This window comes from Pseudonocardia sp. HH130630-07 (genome assembly GCF_001698125.1).
Taxonomy (GTDB): domain Bacteria; phylum Actinomycetota; class Actinomycetes; order Mycobacteriales; family Pseudonocardiaceae; genus Pseudonocardia.
In genome coordinates this window covers 5679041-5693281 of the sequence record NZ_CP013854.1, presented here as the reverse complement: position 1 = coordinate 5693281, position 14241 = coordinate 5679041, and the positions used below count along the sequence as shown (strand labels likewise).

Annotated in this window: 12 protein-coding genes; 5 read left to right on the top strand and 7 right to left on the bottom strand. The window is 75.0% G+C overall.

The window, feature by feature from the left end; genetic code table 11:
• The first annotated feature begins 46 nt into the window (after positions 1 to 46).
• Both AFB00_RS26910 and AFB00_RS26905 read left to right on the top strand, forming a co-directional pair.
• Positions 47 to 1891 (top strand): glycoside hydrolase family 2 protein, encoded by a 1845-nt coding sequence (locus tag AFB00_RS26910; RefSeq protein WP_068799504.1) that lies wholly within the window; start codon positions 47 to 49, stop codon positions 1889 to 1891.
• Positions 1892 to 1952: 61 nt separating this feature from the next.
• The gene (locus AFB00_RS26905; protein ID WP_068799503.1) at positions 1953 to 2777 is read left to right on the top strand and encodes a CBS domain-containing protein; all 825 of its coding nucleotides are present in this window, start codon (positions 1953 to 1955) and stop codon (positions 2775 to 2777) included.
• Between the two features lie 152 nt (positions 2778 to 2929).
• Here the strand turns inward: AFB00_RS26905 and AFB00_RS26900 are convergent, their stop codons facing one another.
• The 4 genes from AFB00_RS26900 to AFB00_RS26885 form a co-directional block, all read right to left on the bottom strand.
• Positions 2930 to 3193: a hypothetical protein gene (locus AFB00_RS26900; RefSeq protein WP_068799502.1), complete on the bottom strand. Its 264-nt coding sequence runs from the start codon at positions 3191 to 3193 to the stop codon at positions 2930 to 2932.
• Positions 3194 to 3373: 180 nt separating this feature from the next.
• Positions 3374 to 5029 (bottom strand): FAD-binding dehydrogenase, encoded by a 1656-nt coding sequence (locus tag AFB00_RS26895; protein WP_068799501.1) that lies wholly within the window; start codon positions 5027 to 5029, stop codon positions 3374 to 3376.
• A 22-nt stretch (positions 5030 to 5051) separates the two neighbouring features.
• Entirely contained in the window at positions 5052 to 6092 is a 1041-nt protein-coding gene (gene mtnA / locus AFB00_RS26890) for an S-methyl-5-thioribose-1-phosphate isomerase (RefSeq protein ID WP_083276166.1), read from the bottom strand.
• A gap of 87 nt (positions 6093 to 6179) precedes the next feature.
• Positions 6180 to 7538 carry a PQQ-dependent sugar dehydrogenase gene (locus AFB00_RS26885; protein ID WP_068799500.1) on the bottom strand — a complete coding sequence of 453 codons (1359 nt, stop codon included), beginning with the start codon at positions 7536 to 7538 and terminating at the stop codon, positions 6180 to 6182.
• Between the two features lie 59 nt (positions 7539 to 7597).
• On the opposite strand from AFB00_RS26885, the gene AFB00_RS26880 reads away from it, so the two are divergent.
• Positions 7598 to 7987, top strand: a complete 390-nt coding sequence (locus AFB00_RS26880; protein ID WP_068799499.1) for an SRPBCC family protein — start codon at positions 7598 to 7600, stop codon at positions 7985 to 7987.
• Here AFB00_RS26880 and AFB00_RS26875 read toward each other — a convergent pair.
• From AFB00_RS26875 to AFB00_RS26865, 3 genes are read right to left on the bottom strand one after another with little or no spacing between them, the layout of a single operon-like run.
• Entirely contained in the window at positions 7933 to 8829 is an 897-nt protein-coding gene (locus tag AFB00_RS26875) for an alpha/beta fold hydrolase (protein WP_068799498.1), read from the bottom strand. The genes AFB00_RS26880 and AFB00_RS26875 overlap by 55 nt on opposite strands.
• Positions 8826 to 9710: an SDR family NAD(P)-dependent oxidoreductase gene (locus AFB00_RS26870; protein WP_068799497.1), complete on the bottom strand. Its 885-nt coding sequence runs from the start codon at positions 9708 to 9710 to the stop codon at positions 8826 to 8828. The genes AFB00_RS26875 and AFB00_RS26870 overlap by 4 nt, the downstream gene beginning before the upstream one ends.
• The gene (locus AFB00_RS26865) at positions 9707 to 11311 is read right to left on the bottom strand and encodes a flavin-containing monooxygenase (RefSeq protein WP_068799496.1); all 1605 of its coding nucleotides are present in this window, start codon (positions 11309 to 11311) and stop codon (positions 9707 to 9709) included. The genes AFB00_RS26870 and AFB00_RS26865 overlap by 4 nt, the downstream gene beginning before the upstream one ends.
• A gap of 119 nt (positions 11312 to 11430) precedes the next feature.
• Between AFB00_RS26865 and AFB00_RS26860 the strand changes: the two genes are divergently transcribed.
• Together AFB00_RS26860 and AFB00_RS26855 are read left to right on the top strand one after the other, a co-directional pair.
• Entirely contained in the window at positions 11431 to 12471 is a 1041-nt protein-coding gene (locus AFB00_RS26860; protein WP_068799495.1) for an AraC family transcriptional regulator, read from the top strand.
• Positions 12472 to 12812: 341 nt separating this feature from the next.
• Positions 12813 to 14213, top strand: coding sequence for a helix-turn-helix domain-containing protein (locus tag AFB00_RS26855; protein WP_068799494.1), 1401 nt, complete (start codon positions 12813 to 12815; stop codon positions 14211 to 14213).
• Positions 14214 to 14241 lie beyond the last annotated feature (28 nt).

Below are 14241 nucleotides of genomic sequence, written 5' to 3'. Positions count from 1 at the left end.
GCTCGCCCCCCGTCCCGCGGGCCGCACGACCACGTCTGGAGCAACCATGCCCCGCACCGACGCCGACGTCCCCCGTGCCGAGTACCCGCGACCGTCGATGCGGCGCCCCGACTGGACCTGCCTCAACGGCACCTGGGAGTTCGAGGTCGACGCGGCCGACTCCGGCCTCGAACGGGGGCTGACCGAGCGCCCGCTGGACGGCTCGATCGTCGTGCCGTTCGCTCCCGAGTCCCGGCTCTCCGGGGTCGGCCGCACCGACTTCATGCCGGCCGTCTGGTACCGGCGGCGGTTCACCGTCCCGCAGGAGTGGGCCGGGCGCCGGACGCTGCTGCACTTCGGCGCCGTCGACCACGAGGCCACGGTGTGGGTGGACGGCGAACGTGCCGGTTCGCACCTCGGCGGCTTCGCCCCGTTCACGGTCGACCTGGGGCGCCGGTCCGGCACCGTCGAGATCGTCGTGCGGGCCCGGGACCCGCGGAGCGGACCGCAGGCCCGGGGCAAGCAGTCGACCCGGTACGACAACTACGAGTGCCTCTACACCCGCACCACCGGGATCTGGCAGACGGTCTGGGCCGAGCCGGTGCCGGACGTCTCGCTCGGCCGCCCCCGGATCACCCCGGACCTCGCGGGGGAGAGCTTCCACGTCGAGCAGCCGCTGCGCCGCGCCGCCGGGCGGCACGCCCCGTCGCTGGCCGGGGCCCACCTGCGGGTGACGGTGTCCGACGCGGCGGGCGTCGTCGGCACCGGCCGGGTCCGGGCCGACCTGGACCTCGCGCCGCGGGTCACGGTGCGGCTGCCCGCCGACCGGGTGCGCACCTGGTCCCCGGCGGACCCGCACCTCTACGCCGTCCGGGTCGAGCTGCTCGGCCCGGCGGACCGGGTGCTCGACGCCGTCGACGGCGACGCCGGCTTGCGGTCGGTGACGATCGACGGGAACGCGGTGCTGCTCAACGGCGAGCCGGTGTTCCTGCGGCTCGTCCTGGACCAGGGCTACTACCCGGACGGGCTGATGACCGCCCCGTCCGACGACGCGCTGCGGGCCGACATCGAGCTCGCCATGGCGGCCGGGTTCAACGGTGCCCGGCTGCACGAGAAGGTCTTCGAGGAGCGGTTCCTGCACCACGCCGACCGGCTCGGCTACCTCGTGTGGGGCGAGTTCGGGGACTGGGGCGCCGTGGCGGAGGGGACCGTCGCCGACGGCGAGTACCAGCGGCCCACCACGAACTTCGTCACCCAGTGGCTGGAGGTGCTCGAACGCGACTACTCGCACCCGTCGGTGATCGGCTGGTGCGGGCTCAACGAGACCCACCAGCCGATCGGGGACCACCGGCAGGTGCTCGACGACGTCACCCGGGCGATGTTCCTGGCGGCCAAGGCCATGGACACCTCGCGCCCGGTCCTCGACGCGTCCGGGTACTCCCACCGGGTCCCCGAGTCCGACGTGTGGGACTCGCACAACTACACCCAGGACCCGGCGGCGTTCGCCGAGGCGATGTCCGGCCTCGCGCAGGACCGCCCGGACACCAACCGGGGTGGCGACGGCGCGCGGTGGTCGCTGCCCTACGGCGGGCAGCCCTGGTTCTGCAGCGAGTTCGGCGGGATCTGGTGGCGGCCGGACGCCGACGCCACCCGCGACGGCAGCCGCGACGCGGACTCGTCGTGGGGCTACGGCGAGGCACCGCGCAGCGAGGAGGAGTTCCACCACCGGTTCGCGGGGCTGACCGCGGTGCTGCTGGACGACCCGCTGATGTTCGGCTACTGCTACACCCAGCTCACCGACGTGTTCCAGGAGCAGAACGGGATCTACTCCTTCGACCGGTCGGAGAAGCTCGACGTCGCGCGGATCCGGGACGCCCAGCGGCGCCCGGCCGCCTGCGAACGGCGCGGGTAGGAGCGCCCGTCGCGACGGTCGGTACTACGGTCGTTGCATGGTGTTGCGAGCGCGGGATGTCATGACCGAACGCGTCGTCACCGTGTGGGCGGACGCTCCGCTGTCCCGCGCGCAGGAACGGATGGCCGAGGCACGGTTCTCGGCGCTGCCCGTCGTCGACCGCCAGTTCTCGCTGGTCGGGATCATCAGCCTGGTCGACGTCCTGCGGCACCGGGACGACCCGCACGCGACGGTCGGCGACGCGATGACCGAGCAGGTCGTCACGGTCCAGGGGGCGACGGCGCTGTCGATCGTCGCGCACCGGATGCGGGTGTACGGCGAGCTGCGGCTGGTCCCGGTCGTCGAGCGCGGGGCGCTGGTCGGCGTGATCACGCGCAGCGACCTGCTCCGTGCACGGCGCCAGGGCGGGCTGCTGCGGCGGGCGGCGCGCCGGCTGGGCGGCACCGGCCTGTCCGGGCCGCTCCCGGAGGCGATGATGCCGCGCGGCGCGGGCCGGGTCGGCGGGCGGCCGATCTCCTCGCTGCGGGTGGCGGACGTGATGACCGACGGCGGCCTGGTCGCGATCCCCGCGGCGCTCGCGCTGGACGAGGCGGCCGAGGTGCTGCTGTCCTACCGCTTCACCGCGGTCCCGGTGGTCGACGACGGCGACCACCTCCTCGGCATCATCTCCGAGGCCGACCTGATGGCCGGCTCGTCCGACGCCGGGAGCCGGACCCGGGCGAGCACGGTGGCGGGGCTGATGACCTACGACGTCGAGGTCGTCCGCCCGCAGGACCCGCTGGCCGACGCCGAGCAGCTGCTCACGGCCCGCGGTTTCCGGGTGGTCCCGGTGGTCGACGACGACGGCGTCCTGGTCGGTGTGCTGAGCCGCAGCGACCTGCTCTGAGCCGCGCCCGTCCGGGTCGTGCCCGCGGTCCGCGCCGCCGCGCCGCCGCGGCGGGGCAGCGCCGGGCGGCGTCCGGGCGTGAGCGCGTCCGCGGGCACGACCTCGGCAGCCGGGCGGCCGGTTCCGCTCGACCGGCCCGGCGGGATCGTGGGTCAGCTCACGGGTGCGCGGACCGGCTCGCAGATCTGCGCGGCGTTCGCGACGTCCGCGGAGAACGCGACCGGGTTCTCGATCGCCTGCCGGGGCAGCGTGCCGAGATCCAGGTTCTCCTGCAGGCAGGCGTACTGCGCGGCCTTGTCGGCCGGGGTCAGCGGCGGCTCGGGCTGGGCCGGGGCAGCCAGCGCCGCGCCGGGCAGGGCCAGTCCGACGACCAGGGCGGCCGCGCCGAGGACGACGACGCGTGCGGATGTCCTCACGATGCTCCTGCTTCCTGCGCCCGGTGGACGCTGCTCGGGTGTGTCCCGCATCGCGAGGAGCCCGCTCGCTCCCCGTCCTTCGCGACGCCGGCCGGTGTCGGCGCAGCACCGCGATGACCGTGATGCTGCGCCCCGTCGGCGCCCGGCGCGCGCGGATCTACCCGTCCGCGTGACACCCGCTCAGGTGGCGAGGGCCACCGACCGGCCCGCCTGGCGCCCGGAGAACAGGCAACCCCCGAGGAAGGTGCCCTCCAGCGAGCGGTACCCGTGCACCCCGCCGCCACCGAAGCCGGCGACCTCGCCGGCCGCCCACAGCCCGGGCACCGGCGCTCCGCCGGCTCCCAGCACCCGTCCGGCGAGGTCGGTCTGCAGCCCGCCGAGCGTCTTGCGGGTGAGGACGTGCAGCCGCACGGCGATCAGCGGCCCGGCGGCCGGATCGAGCAGCCGGTGTGGCGCCGCCGTACGGGCCAGCTTCTCGCCGAGCGTGCGACGGGCGTTGTGGATCGCCATGACCTGCAGGTCCTTGGCGAACGGGTTGGCCAGCTGCCGGTCCCGCGCGACGACCTGACGACGGATCGCGGCCGGGTCCAGCTCCGGTGCGGAACCGGTCAGCCGGTTCATCCCGGCGACGAGCTCGTCGAGGTCGTCGGCGACGACGAAGTCCGCACCACGGTCCATGAACGCCTGCACCGGCGCCGCCGCACCGGGCCGGACCCGGCCCAGCGTGGCGCGCAGGTCCTTGTCCGTGACGTCCGGGTTCTGCTCGGAGCCCGACAGCGCGAACTCCTTCTCGATGATCCGGCGGGTGAGCAGGAACCAGGAGTGCTCGTGGCCGGTGGCACGCAACGCGGAGAGGGTGCCCAGGGTGTCGAAGCCGGGGAAGTTCGGCGCGGGCAGCCGCCGCCCGGTCGCGTCCAGCCACAGCGACGACGGGCCCGGGATGATCCGGATCCCGTGACCGGCCCAGACCGGGGTGTGGTTCTGCACGCCCTCGGTGTAGTGCCACATCCGGTCCGGGTTGACGATCCGGCCGCCGGCCCGCTCGGTGATCGCCAGCATCCGGCCGTCGACGTGCGCGGGGACGCCGGCGACCATGTGCGCCGGGGGAGTGCCGAGCCGCTCGGGCCAGTTCGCCCGGACCAGGTCGTGATCGCCCCCGATCCCGCCGGAGGTGACGAGCACGGCACCGGCCCGGACGGAGAACTCCCCGACGGCGTCGCGGTGGGTGGGGGCGCCCCGCACCCCGTCGACGACGCCGTCGGTGACGGTGAGCCCGTCCACCCGGTGCCGGAACCGCCACGTGATCCGGCCGGCCTCGGCGTGCGCCCGGACCCGGCGGACGAACGGCTCCAGGACACCGGGACCGGTGCCCCAGGTCAGGTGGAACCGGGGCACCGAGTTGCCGTGCCCGTCGGCGAGGTGCCCGCCGCGCTCGGCCCAGCCCACGACCGGCAGCCACCGGACACCCTGGGCGTGCAGCCAGGCCCGCTTCTCCCCGGCGGCGAAGCCGACGTAGGCGGTCGCCCACTGCCGGGCCCAGAAGTCCGCCCCGGAGGGGTCGTCGACGTCGCGGTCGAACGCGGCCGAGGACAGCCAGTCCGACAGTGCGAGATCGGCGGAGTCCCGGATGCCGGAGCGCCGCTGCTCGGGGGTGTCGACGAGGAACAGCCCGCCGAGCGACCAGAACGCCTGCCCGCCGAGGTTCTGCTCCGGCTCCTGGTCGAGCACGACCACCGAGCGCCCGGCGTCCGCTATCTCCGCGGCGGCGACGAGACCGGCGAGCCCGGCCCCCACCACGACGGCGTCGGCACGGGCTGGGGCGTCGGTGGCGTCCATACCGCGATCGAAGCACGATCGGCTACCCGCGGGTAGGCCCCGCGGTGGCGGCATCGGCTCCCGGCATCCACACCCGGTCCTCGGTGACGATCCCGGTCACGAGGTCGTGCGGCGTGACGTCGAAGGCGGGGTTGTAGACGGGGGTGCCGGGGACCGTCTGCAGGGTCCCGCCGTGCAGCCGCACCTCGTCCGGGTCGCGCTCCTCGACGACGATCTGCGCACCGGTCGGGGTGTCCGGGTCCACGGTCTCCTCCGGCGCGACGACGAGGAACGGGATCCCGGACCGGGCCGCCGCGCAGGCCAGCATGTACGTGCCGATCTTGTTCGCGACGTCGCCGTTGGCCGCGATCCGGTCCGCACCGGCGAGCACGACGTCGACGAGCCCGCCGGCGAGCGCGGCCGGGTCCGCGGAATCCACGCACAGCCGGTGCGGCGCCCCGGCCGCGGCCAGCTCCCACACCGTCAGCCGGGCGCCCTGCAGCAGCGGGCGGGTCTCGCACGCCAGCACCTCGCCGAGCGCGCCGCGCTCGTGCAGGACCAGCAGCGCGCCCAGCGCGGTACCGGTCGCGCCGGTGGCGAGCGGGCCGGTGTTGCACACCGTCAACGCCCGCACCGGGCGGTCCGGGCAGAGCCGCAGCACCTCGTCGGCCGCCCGCCGTGCAGCCGCCGCGTCGACGCGTGCGTTCTCCGCGTCCGCCGCGCGGGCGGCGGCGAGGACCGCGGCGGGCCCGCCGTCCAGCGCGGCCAGCGCGCGGCGGGCGCCGAGCGCGAGCGGAACAGCGGTCGGGCGGGCCGTCGCGATCCGCTCCGCCGCGTCGCGCACCGCGGCGAGGGCGACGGGCGTCGCGGTGCCGTGCAGGTGCGCGGCGAGCGCCACCCCGTAGCCGCCGACCAGCCCCAGGCACGGGGCGCCGCGCACGGCGAGCGACCGGACGGCGTCGACGACGGCGTCCACCGTGCTCAGGCGCAGGTACCCGGTGCGGTGCGGCAGCGCCCGCTGGTCGAGCACGACGACGGCGGGTCCGCCGGCACCGTCCCCGGCCCAGCCGACGATCGGCTCCACGATCGGCACGGTCGATCCCTTCCGGCATCCGGAGCGGGTCCGACGCCCCGGCGACGGTACCCGGCGCCGGGGGTGCCCGACCGGCGCCTACCGCCCGGGCGGGGCCAGCCGGTAGACCGCACCCGCGTCGTCGTCGGTGATGTAGACGGCGCCGTCCGGGCCGGACACCGCGGCGACCGGCCGCCCCCAGCGCGAGCCGGTCGGGTACTGGAACCCGCCGACCAGCGTCTGCTGCCGGCCCATCCGGCCCTCGTCGTAGGTGAAGAACGACACCTCGGGGGCCCGCGGCGGGTCGGCGTTCCACGAGCCGTGCACCCCGGCCAGGGCACCGTCGCCGTAGGGCTCGGGCAGCGCGGTCGTGGTGAAGGCCAGGCCGAGCGGGGCCGAGTGCGCGGGGAAGGACTGCTCGGTCGGTGCGAGGGTCGCGCAGTCCAGCTCGCGCCCGCCGGGGTTCATCTCGGCGTCGGCGACCATCGGCACGTCGGCGAAGTCCTGGGCACTGCCCGCCACCCCGGGGTCGGTGTCCGGCTCGGGGTTGCAGAACGGCCAGCCGAGGTTGCGCCCGGCCGTCAGCCGGGCCAGCGGCTCGGCCGGGTGCGCGGTCACGTAGTCGTCGATGACCTCGCCCAGCGACGACCCGGACGCGTCGCCGTAGGGCCGGTCGTAGGGGTAGGGCACGTTGTCGCGGCCGTTGACCGCGGTCCAGATCTCGCCGTCCGGCGCGGTCGCCAGCCCGGTCCCGTTCCGCACGCCGACGGCGAACGGCTCGGCGGGGCCGCCGCCCGGCGGGACACGCAGGATCGACGCCCGCGGGGGCGTCGCGGTGAGGTCCTCGACCGAGATGTTGCCGGTCGAGCCGATCGAGACGTACACGGCGCCGTCGGGACCGGCGGTGACGGACTTCAGCTCGTGGCCGTAGGCGCCACGCAGGTCGGGGCTGTTCGCGTCCGGCAGGCCGTCGGCGACGACCTGCGGCGCCCCGGTGACCGCGCCGCCGACGTAGCTCCAGGACGCGACCCGGTTGGACTCGGCGACGTAGAGGGTGGCGCCGTCCGGGGAGAACGCGAGGCCGTGCGGCTGGGTCAGCCCGTCGAGCAGCGGGCGCTGCTGCCCGTCGGCGGTGAGCAGGACGACGCGCCCCTCGTCCGGAACGGAGACCAGCAGGTTCCCGTCCGGGGTCCACACCGCGAGCCGGGCGTTCGGCACCCTCGCGAACACCGACAGCGTCCAGCCGGCCGGGGCGAGCGCCTCGCGCGGCTCGTCGAACACCCCGCCGCGCAGCTCGGGCGGGACCGTCACCGGGACCGGGACCAGGTCGGGTGCCGGAGCGGCGGCGGGCGGGGCCTCGTCGCCGGACACGGCGTTGGTGACCGGGTTCGGCCCGGTGCCGCAGGCCGCGAGGACCGGCAGGCAGGCGAGTGCGGCGAGCCAGACCCGGGTACGCATGAGCGGGACATTACGGGCATCGCCCGGCGCCCGCGCGACGGCCCGGCGAGGGTCGGGACATGCGCCTCACGCTGCACGCCCGCGGACCGTGCCCCGCCGACGAGGTGTGGGAGCGCTACGCCGATCCCGCACGGTGGTCCGGGTGGGCGCCCTACATCACCGGCGTCGAGTGCTCCGACCCGCGGATCCGGCCCGGGAGCACCGGCCGGGTCCGCGGCCCGCTGGGCGTCGCGGCGACGTTCGCGGTGACCGCCGTGGACGCCGGGGCCCGGACCTGGTCGTGGGACGTCGCCCTCGGGCCGGTCCGGCTGTCCCTCGACCACGGCGTGCGGTCCGCGGGCGGCGGGACCCGCACCTGGCTGGTCGTCGACGGGCCGCCGCCCGTGGTGCTGCCCTACGCGGTCCCGGCCCGGGTCTCGCTGGAGATGCTGGTCCGCCGGGGCGCCTGAGCGACGTGCGCGGTCGCGAGCGCGGCGAACCGCTCCGGTACCTCGATCTGCGGCATGTGCCCGACCCGCCCGAAGACGTGCGTGGTGACGTGCGGCAGCGCCCGCGCCGCGGCCCGCAGGTGTGCGGCGGGCAGGATCAGGTCCCGCTCGCCCCACACGACCAGCGTCGGCTTCGGCGCCCGTGCGGCGGCGGCGAGCAGCGCCCGGCGCCAGCCCGGCCGGATCCCGCGGAACGTGCCCAGCTCGGTGGCGATGTCCAGGAACGTCCGGGCGAACTCCGGGCGCCTGCCGATCTCCAGCCCGCGCCGGACCCGTTCGTCGGTGACCAGCGCGCCGTCGACGAACAGTGAGCGCTCGGTCCGGCGGGACGCGCGCTCGTCGAACCGGCTCAGCAGGAACCGGCCCAGCAGCGGCACTCCGAGCACCCGCAGAGCGGGCGTGACCTCGGCGCCGAACCCGGCCGGATCGGCCAGGACCAGCGTCGCCACCCGGTCCGGGTGCCGTACCGACGCCAGCAGCGCGACCGCACCGCCGAGCGAGTTGCCCATGACGTGCACGGGGCGGGTCTCACCGAGCGCGTCCAGGGTGGCGACGGCGGCGTCGGCCAGCCGTTCCAGGGTGGCCCGGCCGGGGAGCCGGTCGGAGTACCCGAACCCGGCGAGATCGGCGGCGACGACCCGGTGCTGCGCCAGCAGGGCGTGCTGGTCGTCCCAGTCCTCCAGGCAACGGCCGATGCCGTGCAGGAGCAGCACCGGCTCGCCGGTGGGCGGGCCGGACTCCCGGACCCGGATCCGGGTCCCGCGGACGTCGACGAACCGGGTGGGCGGCAGCGTGCCGGTCACCGGGCACCCGCCGCGGTGGCGCCGGTGCGCCGGCGGGCCGACCCGAGCACCGACGCGAGCAACGCCGGCCCGCGGACCGGGGCGACCCGGGCGAGCAGGTCCGGCAGCAGGGCACTGACCCCGATCAGCAACCGCGGCCTGCGCTTCTCGACCGCGTCGACGATCATCGCCGCGGCCCGTTCGGCGGGGAAGGTCAGGAGCTTCTCGAAGTCGCGCTTGCCGCGCTCCGCCTCCTCGGCCGACATGTTGACCCCGACCCGCGCCGAGGAGGCGATCCCGGTCCGGATGCCCCCCGGGTGCACGGTCGTCACCCCGGCGCCGACCCGGGCCAGCTCGGCACGCAGCACCTCGGAGAAGCCGCGCAGCGCGAACTTCGAGGACGAGTAGGCCGCCTGGCCCGGCGGCGCGATCAGCCCGAACAGGCTCGACATGTTGACGACGTGCGCGCCGGGCCGGGCGGTGAGCGCCGGCAGCAGGGCGTGGGTGAGCCGGACCGGGGCGTGGAAGTTGATCGCCATCACCCAGTCGAACTCCTCCATGGTCAGCCGGGCGAAGTCACCGCCGAGCGCGACCCCGGCGTTGTTGACCAGCAGCCGGATCTCCGGGCGTGCGGCGAGTACCCGCCCGGCGAGCGCGTCGACGGCGCCGAGGTCGGCGAGGTCGACCGTCTCCGTGGTCACCGTCCGGCCCGGGTGCGCGGCCCGGATCTGCCCGGCGACGGTCTCGAGCCGGTCCCCGTCGCGGTCGACGAGCACGAGGTCGCTGCCGCGCTCGGCGAGCTGGCGGGCCACGTGCTCGCCCATGCCACCGGCGGCCCCGGTGACGACGGCGGTGCCCTCGGCGAAACGGAACGGGGAACGGCGGCTCCCGGTGCGGCTCACAGCGCGGCCTCCTGCTCGGCGGTGGCGGACCGGACGGTCGCGCCGGTGGTGGCGGGGGGATCGGCGGCGATCCCGGCGGCGCTGGGGGAGACGACCCGGGCCGCCCGGCTGCCGACGGCGGACGCCGGGGTGAACAGCATGTCGGTGGACAGGTCGGAGCGGCCGAGCCCGATCGCGTCGAGGAAGTAGTTCTGCCGCAGCCGCCACGGGTCGCGGCGCCCCTGGCGGGGGAACAGGTGCTCGGAGCGCTTGACGTAGCCGGACTGCAGGTCCAGCAGGGGGCGGTCCGGCGAGGCGGTCGGAGCCGGGGTGGCGACGGCGATCTGCTTGCGCCGCATGTACCGCAGCAGCCGCGGCACGTAGCGGGCGACGAGATCGGCCCGCAGGGTCCAGGACGCGTTCACGTAGCCGATGCAGAACGCGAGGTTGGGCACGCCGGAGAGCATCAGGCCGCGGTAGGTCACCGTCTTGCCGATGTCGACCTGCTCGCCGTCGACGTGGATGGTGATCCCGCCCAGCGGCTGCAGCGACAGCCCCGTGGCGGAGACGATGACGTCGGCCGGCAGCTCCTCGCCGGACCGCAGCCGGACCCCGGTCGCGGTGATCCGGTCGATGTGGTCGGTCACGACCGACGCGGTGCCCCGCTTGATCGCCCGGAAGAAGTCGCCCTCCGGGATCACGCAGAGTCGCTGGTCCCACGGCTCGTAGGACGGCGTGAAGTGCTGGTCCACGTAGGACTCGTCGCGCAGGAACTTCAGGGCCAGCCCGCGCAGGACCTTCTTGACGCGCTCCGGCCGGCGCCGGGCCAGCTGGTAGAACGCCTGGGTCAGGGTGACGTACTGCAGGCGCAGGATCCGGTGCGCGAGCCGGGCGGGCAGGAACCGCCGCAGCCGGTCGGCCACCGGGTCGCTGCTGGGCAGCACGGTGAGGTAGGACGGCGAGCGCTGCAGCATCGTCACGTGCGCGGCCGTCGCGGCCAGCGCCGGGACCAGGGTGACGGCGGTGGCCCCGGACCCGATCACGACGACCCGGCGGCCGGCGACGTCGAGGTCGGACGGCCAGAACTGCGGGTGCACCCAGGTGCCGGTGAAGTCCTCGCGGCCCGGGAACTCCGGCTGGTAGCCCCGCTCGTAGTCGTAGTAGCCCGAGCACACGGACAGGAACGAGCAGGTGTAGCGGCGGGGGCCGGCGGCGGTGCTGGTCTCGACCGTCCAGCGGGCGGTGGAGGAGTCCCAGGAGGCGCCGAGCACCCGGGTACCGAAGCGGATGCGCTCGGTCACGCCGTACTCCTGCGCGGTCTCGCGGATGTAGCGGTGGATGTCGGCCCCGTCGGCGATGGACTTGCGCTCGCGCCAGGGCCGGAACGGGTAGGCGAGGGTGAACATGTCCGAGTCCGAGCGGATACCGGGGTAGCGGAACAGGTCCCAGGTCCCGCCCAGGTCCTCCCGGCCCTCCAGGATCGCGTAGTCGGTGCCGGGCAGGTCCTGCCGGAGCCGGCAGGCGGCACCGATCCCGGAGAGGCCGGCGCCGATGATGATCACGTCGTGGTGCTCGGCTGCGGCGGTGTCGCCGGAGCCGGGCGTCGCGGTGGGCTGCGTCATTCCGGCGGCCTCCTGATCTGGGCGTGGTCTGCGGTGACGGGGTGCGCCAGAACCGAGTGTGCCGGAAACCTACCGCCGGTAACTTGACCTCGCGCGACAACTACTTAACCTGACACGACATGGGGACGGGATCACTCACCCGGGCGAGAGCGCTGCGCGGCCTGCCCGAACTCGTCGACCAGCTCGGCGGGGACGGCCCGGGGATGCTCGCGCGGTTCCGGATCGCCGTCGAGGCCGTCGACGGCGCCGACCCCGACGCGCTGGTCCCGACCCGGTCGGTGGCGCTGGTACTGGAGACCGCCGCCCTCGAGCTGGAGTGCCCCGACCTGGGGCTGCGCCTGGCCGAGCGCCAGGGGCCGGAGATCCTCGGCCCGCTGGCCGTCGCCGTGCAGAACTCGCCGACCCTCGGCGCGGCCCTCGACTGTGCGTCCAGGTACCTCTACGTGCACAGTCCCGCGCTGCGCGTCGGCCCGGTGCCGGACCCCGAACGGGTCGCGGGGGTGACCGGGATCGAGTACGGCAGCACCGAGCGGTTGCCGGTGCACGTGGCCGACCTCGGCGTCGGGGTGCTGCACCGGATCGTCGGCCTGCTCGCCGACGGCGGCTACGGCCTGCGGTCGGTGCACCTTCCGCACCCGGCACTGGCGCCCGAGCAGCGCTACCGGGACTTCTTCGGCGCGGAGGTCCGCTTCGACCGGCCCGCCGCCGTGCTGCGGGTCCCGGCGGACCTCGTGCGCCGTCCGCTGGACGGCGACCGCACGGTGCGCGACATCGCGATCGAGTACCTGGAGACCCATTTCGACCGCCCGGACCGGCGGATCACCGACCGGGTCCGGACCGCCGTCGAGCGCTCGCTGGGTGGCGGCCCGGTCCGGATCGGGACGGTGGCCGACCTGCTACGGGTGCACCCGCGGACCCTGCAGCGTCATCTCGCGGCCGAGCGGACGACGTTCGAGCTGATCGTCGACGACGTCCGCCGGGAGACCGCCGAACGCCTCATCACCCGGACCGACCTGCCCTTCAGCCAAGTGGCGGCGATGATCGGCCTGGCCGAGCAGTCCGCCCTGACCCGCGCCGCCCGTCGCTGGTTCGGCGCCCCGCCCCGGGTCGTCCGCCGCGCCGGCCCGCCCCCCGCCGACACCCCACTCATGGAGCTTTAGTCCAGTGCCCTCCTCGGTTATTCGCACTCATGGAGCTTCGGCCCGGTGACACGAGGCCGAAGCTCCATGAGTGCAACCGGGGAGAGGGGCGCGAACGGCGGAAGAGGAGTGCCGACAGGCGGGTGAATGCGCCATCGATCCACCGTTCCTCCCGGCCGAGGTGACTCGTCTCTGTCGTCCGAGTCAAGCGCCGGTGAGTGACGACGACCAGGGCGCCGGCGGGGCGGGAATGCGGCATTCACGGGGCGTCGGCACGTCTGCACGCCGTGCCCGACGAAGGCCGGTGCCGCGCAGCTCGTGTCGGGAGAATTCCGGTCCCGACCACTCGATACGCTGCGGCGATGGCCGAACCGACGCCCGGCGCGCTGAGTCCGCTCGCCGCGCACCGCCTGGCCGCGGGCTTCACGCAGGAGGGCCTCGCCGAACGGCTGGGGGTGGACCGTGGAACCGTCGGCCGGTGGGAACGCGGAGCCCAGGCCCCGCAACCCTGGCAACGGCCGGCTCTCGCCACGACCCTGCGGGTGTCCCTGGCCGAACTCGACGACCTCGTGAATCCCGTCCTCCCGAGTCCGGCCCCACCTGCGATGCCCCCGGGTACGGCCGCACGGGTCCGGCGCAGCCGGCAGCAGTGGCTCGATGTCCGGAACGCGCTGGGCGTGCGCGGCCGCGAGCTGACGGAACTGGCCGCGTGGCTCTATCCGGAGTCCCGGCGGGCACCCGGCGGTCACGTCCTCGCCGGTCCGGGGTGGCTGCTCGACCGGCCGGTTCCCCTTGACTCGGTACGACTGTCGTGGTCCGGCGGGCAACGGCCGTTCCGGCTGCCGGGATCGGTGGAGCACGTCCTGCCGCTGACCGACCGGGGCGAGCCGTACGCCGGGTACAGCCGGGCGGTCCGTGATCTCGTCCGCCCGCGCCTGCTGGAGAACCGGCTGAGCTACCGCCTGCTCGACGTGCGGACCGGCGACGGTCTGGAACTGGAGTTCGGGACCACGACGTTCTTCGAGGCGTTCGACCTCAAGCAGGCGCTGGCGCACGAGTTCAAGGCGGCGTGGCTGGCGTCGGACCGTTCGGTGCCGACGTGGGACGCGCTGCCCCTGCGCACGGCGGTACGGGATCCGTTCGACCCGTCACGGCTGCTGATGTCACCCGGGATCAGCACGCTGACCGTCCGCCGGGACCGCACGGGCGACCGGCACCGGTTCGTGCTGCACGAGCGAGACGGCGGAAAGGTCGCCGACGGCGGTGGCCTGTGCCACGTGATGCCCGCGGGGGAGTTCCAGCCGTCGTCGGTGGACCCGGCCGATGTCCGTGACGACTTCTCCTTGTGGCGCACCATCATGCGGGAGTTCTCGGAGGAGTTCCTCGGCAACCCCGAGCACGACGGGGCGGCCTCCCGGCGGATCGACTATGCCCACGACGAACCGTTCCGCTCCTTCGAGCAGGCGCGCGCCGCCGGTGGTCTCCGGCTCTGGCACTACGGTCTGGTGCTGGAACCGCTCGAACTCGGGGCGATCCAGATGACCGTCGCCGTCGTCGACGACGTGTTCGACCGCCTGTTCGCCGACCTCGTCGCCACCAACGACGAGGGACAGGTGGTCGGCCGGGACGGACGCACCGACATGCCGTTCACGGCGGAGGCCGTCGACCGTCTCGACCCCCGCTTGTCCGCGAGCGCGCTGACCCTGCTCCGCCTGGCCTGGCGGGACCGCGAGTACCTGCTCCACCCCACTCACGGAGCGTGAGCACAGGAACCCCCACCCACCGAGCCAC

What these genes read in the sequence shown, in the direction of transcription:
- AFB00_RS26880 (WP_068799499.1), top strand. Translation starts at nt 7,598, where the DNA reads ATGCGCCTCACGCTGCACGCCCGCGGACCGTGCCCCGCCGACGAGGTG.
- AFB00_RS26860 (WP_068799495.1), top strand. Translation starts at nt 11,431, where the DNA reads ATGGGGACGGGATCACTCACCCGGGCGAGAGCGCTGCGCGGCCTGCCC.
- AFB00_RS26910 (WP_068799504.1), top strand. Translation starts at nt 47, where the DNA reads ATGCCCCGCACCGACGCCGACGTCCCCCGTGCCGAGTACCCGCGACCG.
- AFB00_RS26855 (WP_068799494.1), top strand. Translation starts at nt 12,813, where the DNA reads ATGGCCGAACCGACGCCCGGCGCGCTGAGTCCGCTCGCCGCGCACCGC.
- AFB00_RS26905 (WP_068799503.1), top strand. Translation starts at nt 1,953, where the DNA reads ATGACCGAACGCGTCGTCACCGTGTGGGCGGACGCTCCGCTGTCCCGC.
- AFB00_RS26865 (WP_068799496.1), bottom strand. Translation starts at nt 11,311, where the DNA reads ATGACGCAGCCCACCGCGACGCCCGGCTCCGGCGACACCGCCGCAGCC.
- AFB00_RS26895 (WP_068799501.1), bottom strand. Translation starts at nt 5,029, where the DNA reads ATGGACGCCACCGACGCCCCAGCCCGTGCCGACGCCGTCGTGGTGGGG.
- AFB00_RS26885 (WP_068799500.1), bottom strand. Translation starts at nt 7,538, where the DNA reads ATGCGTACCCGGGTCTGGCTCGCCGCACTCGCCTGCCTGCCGGTCCTC.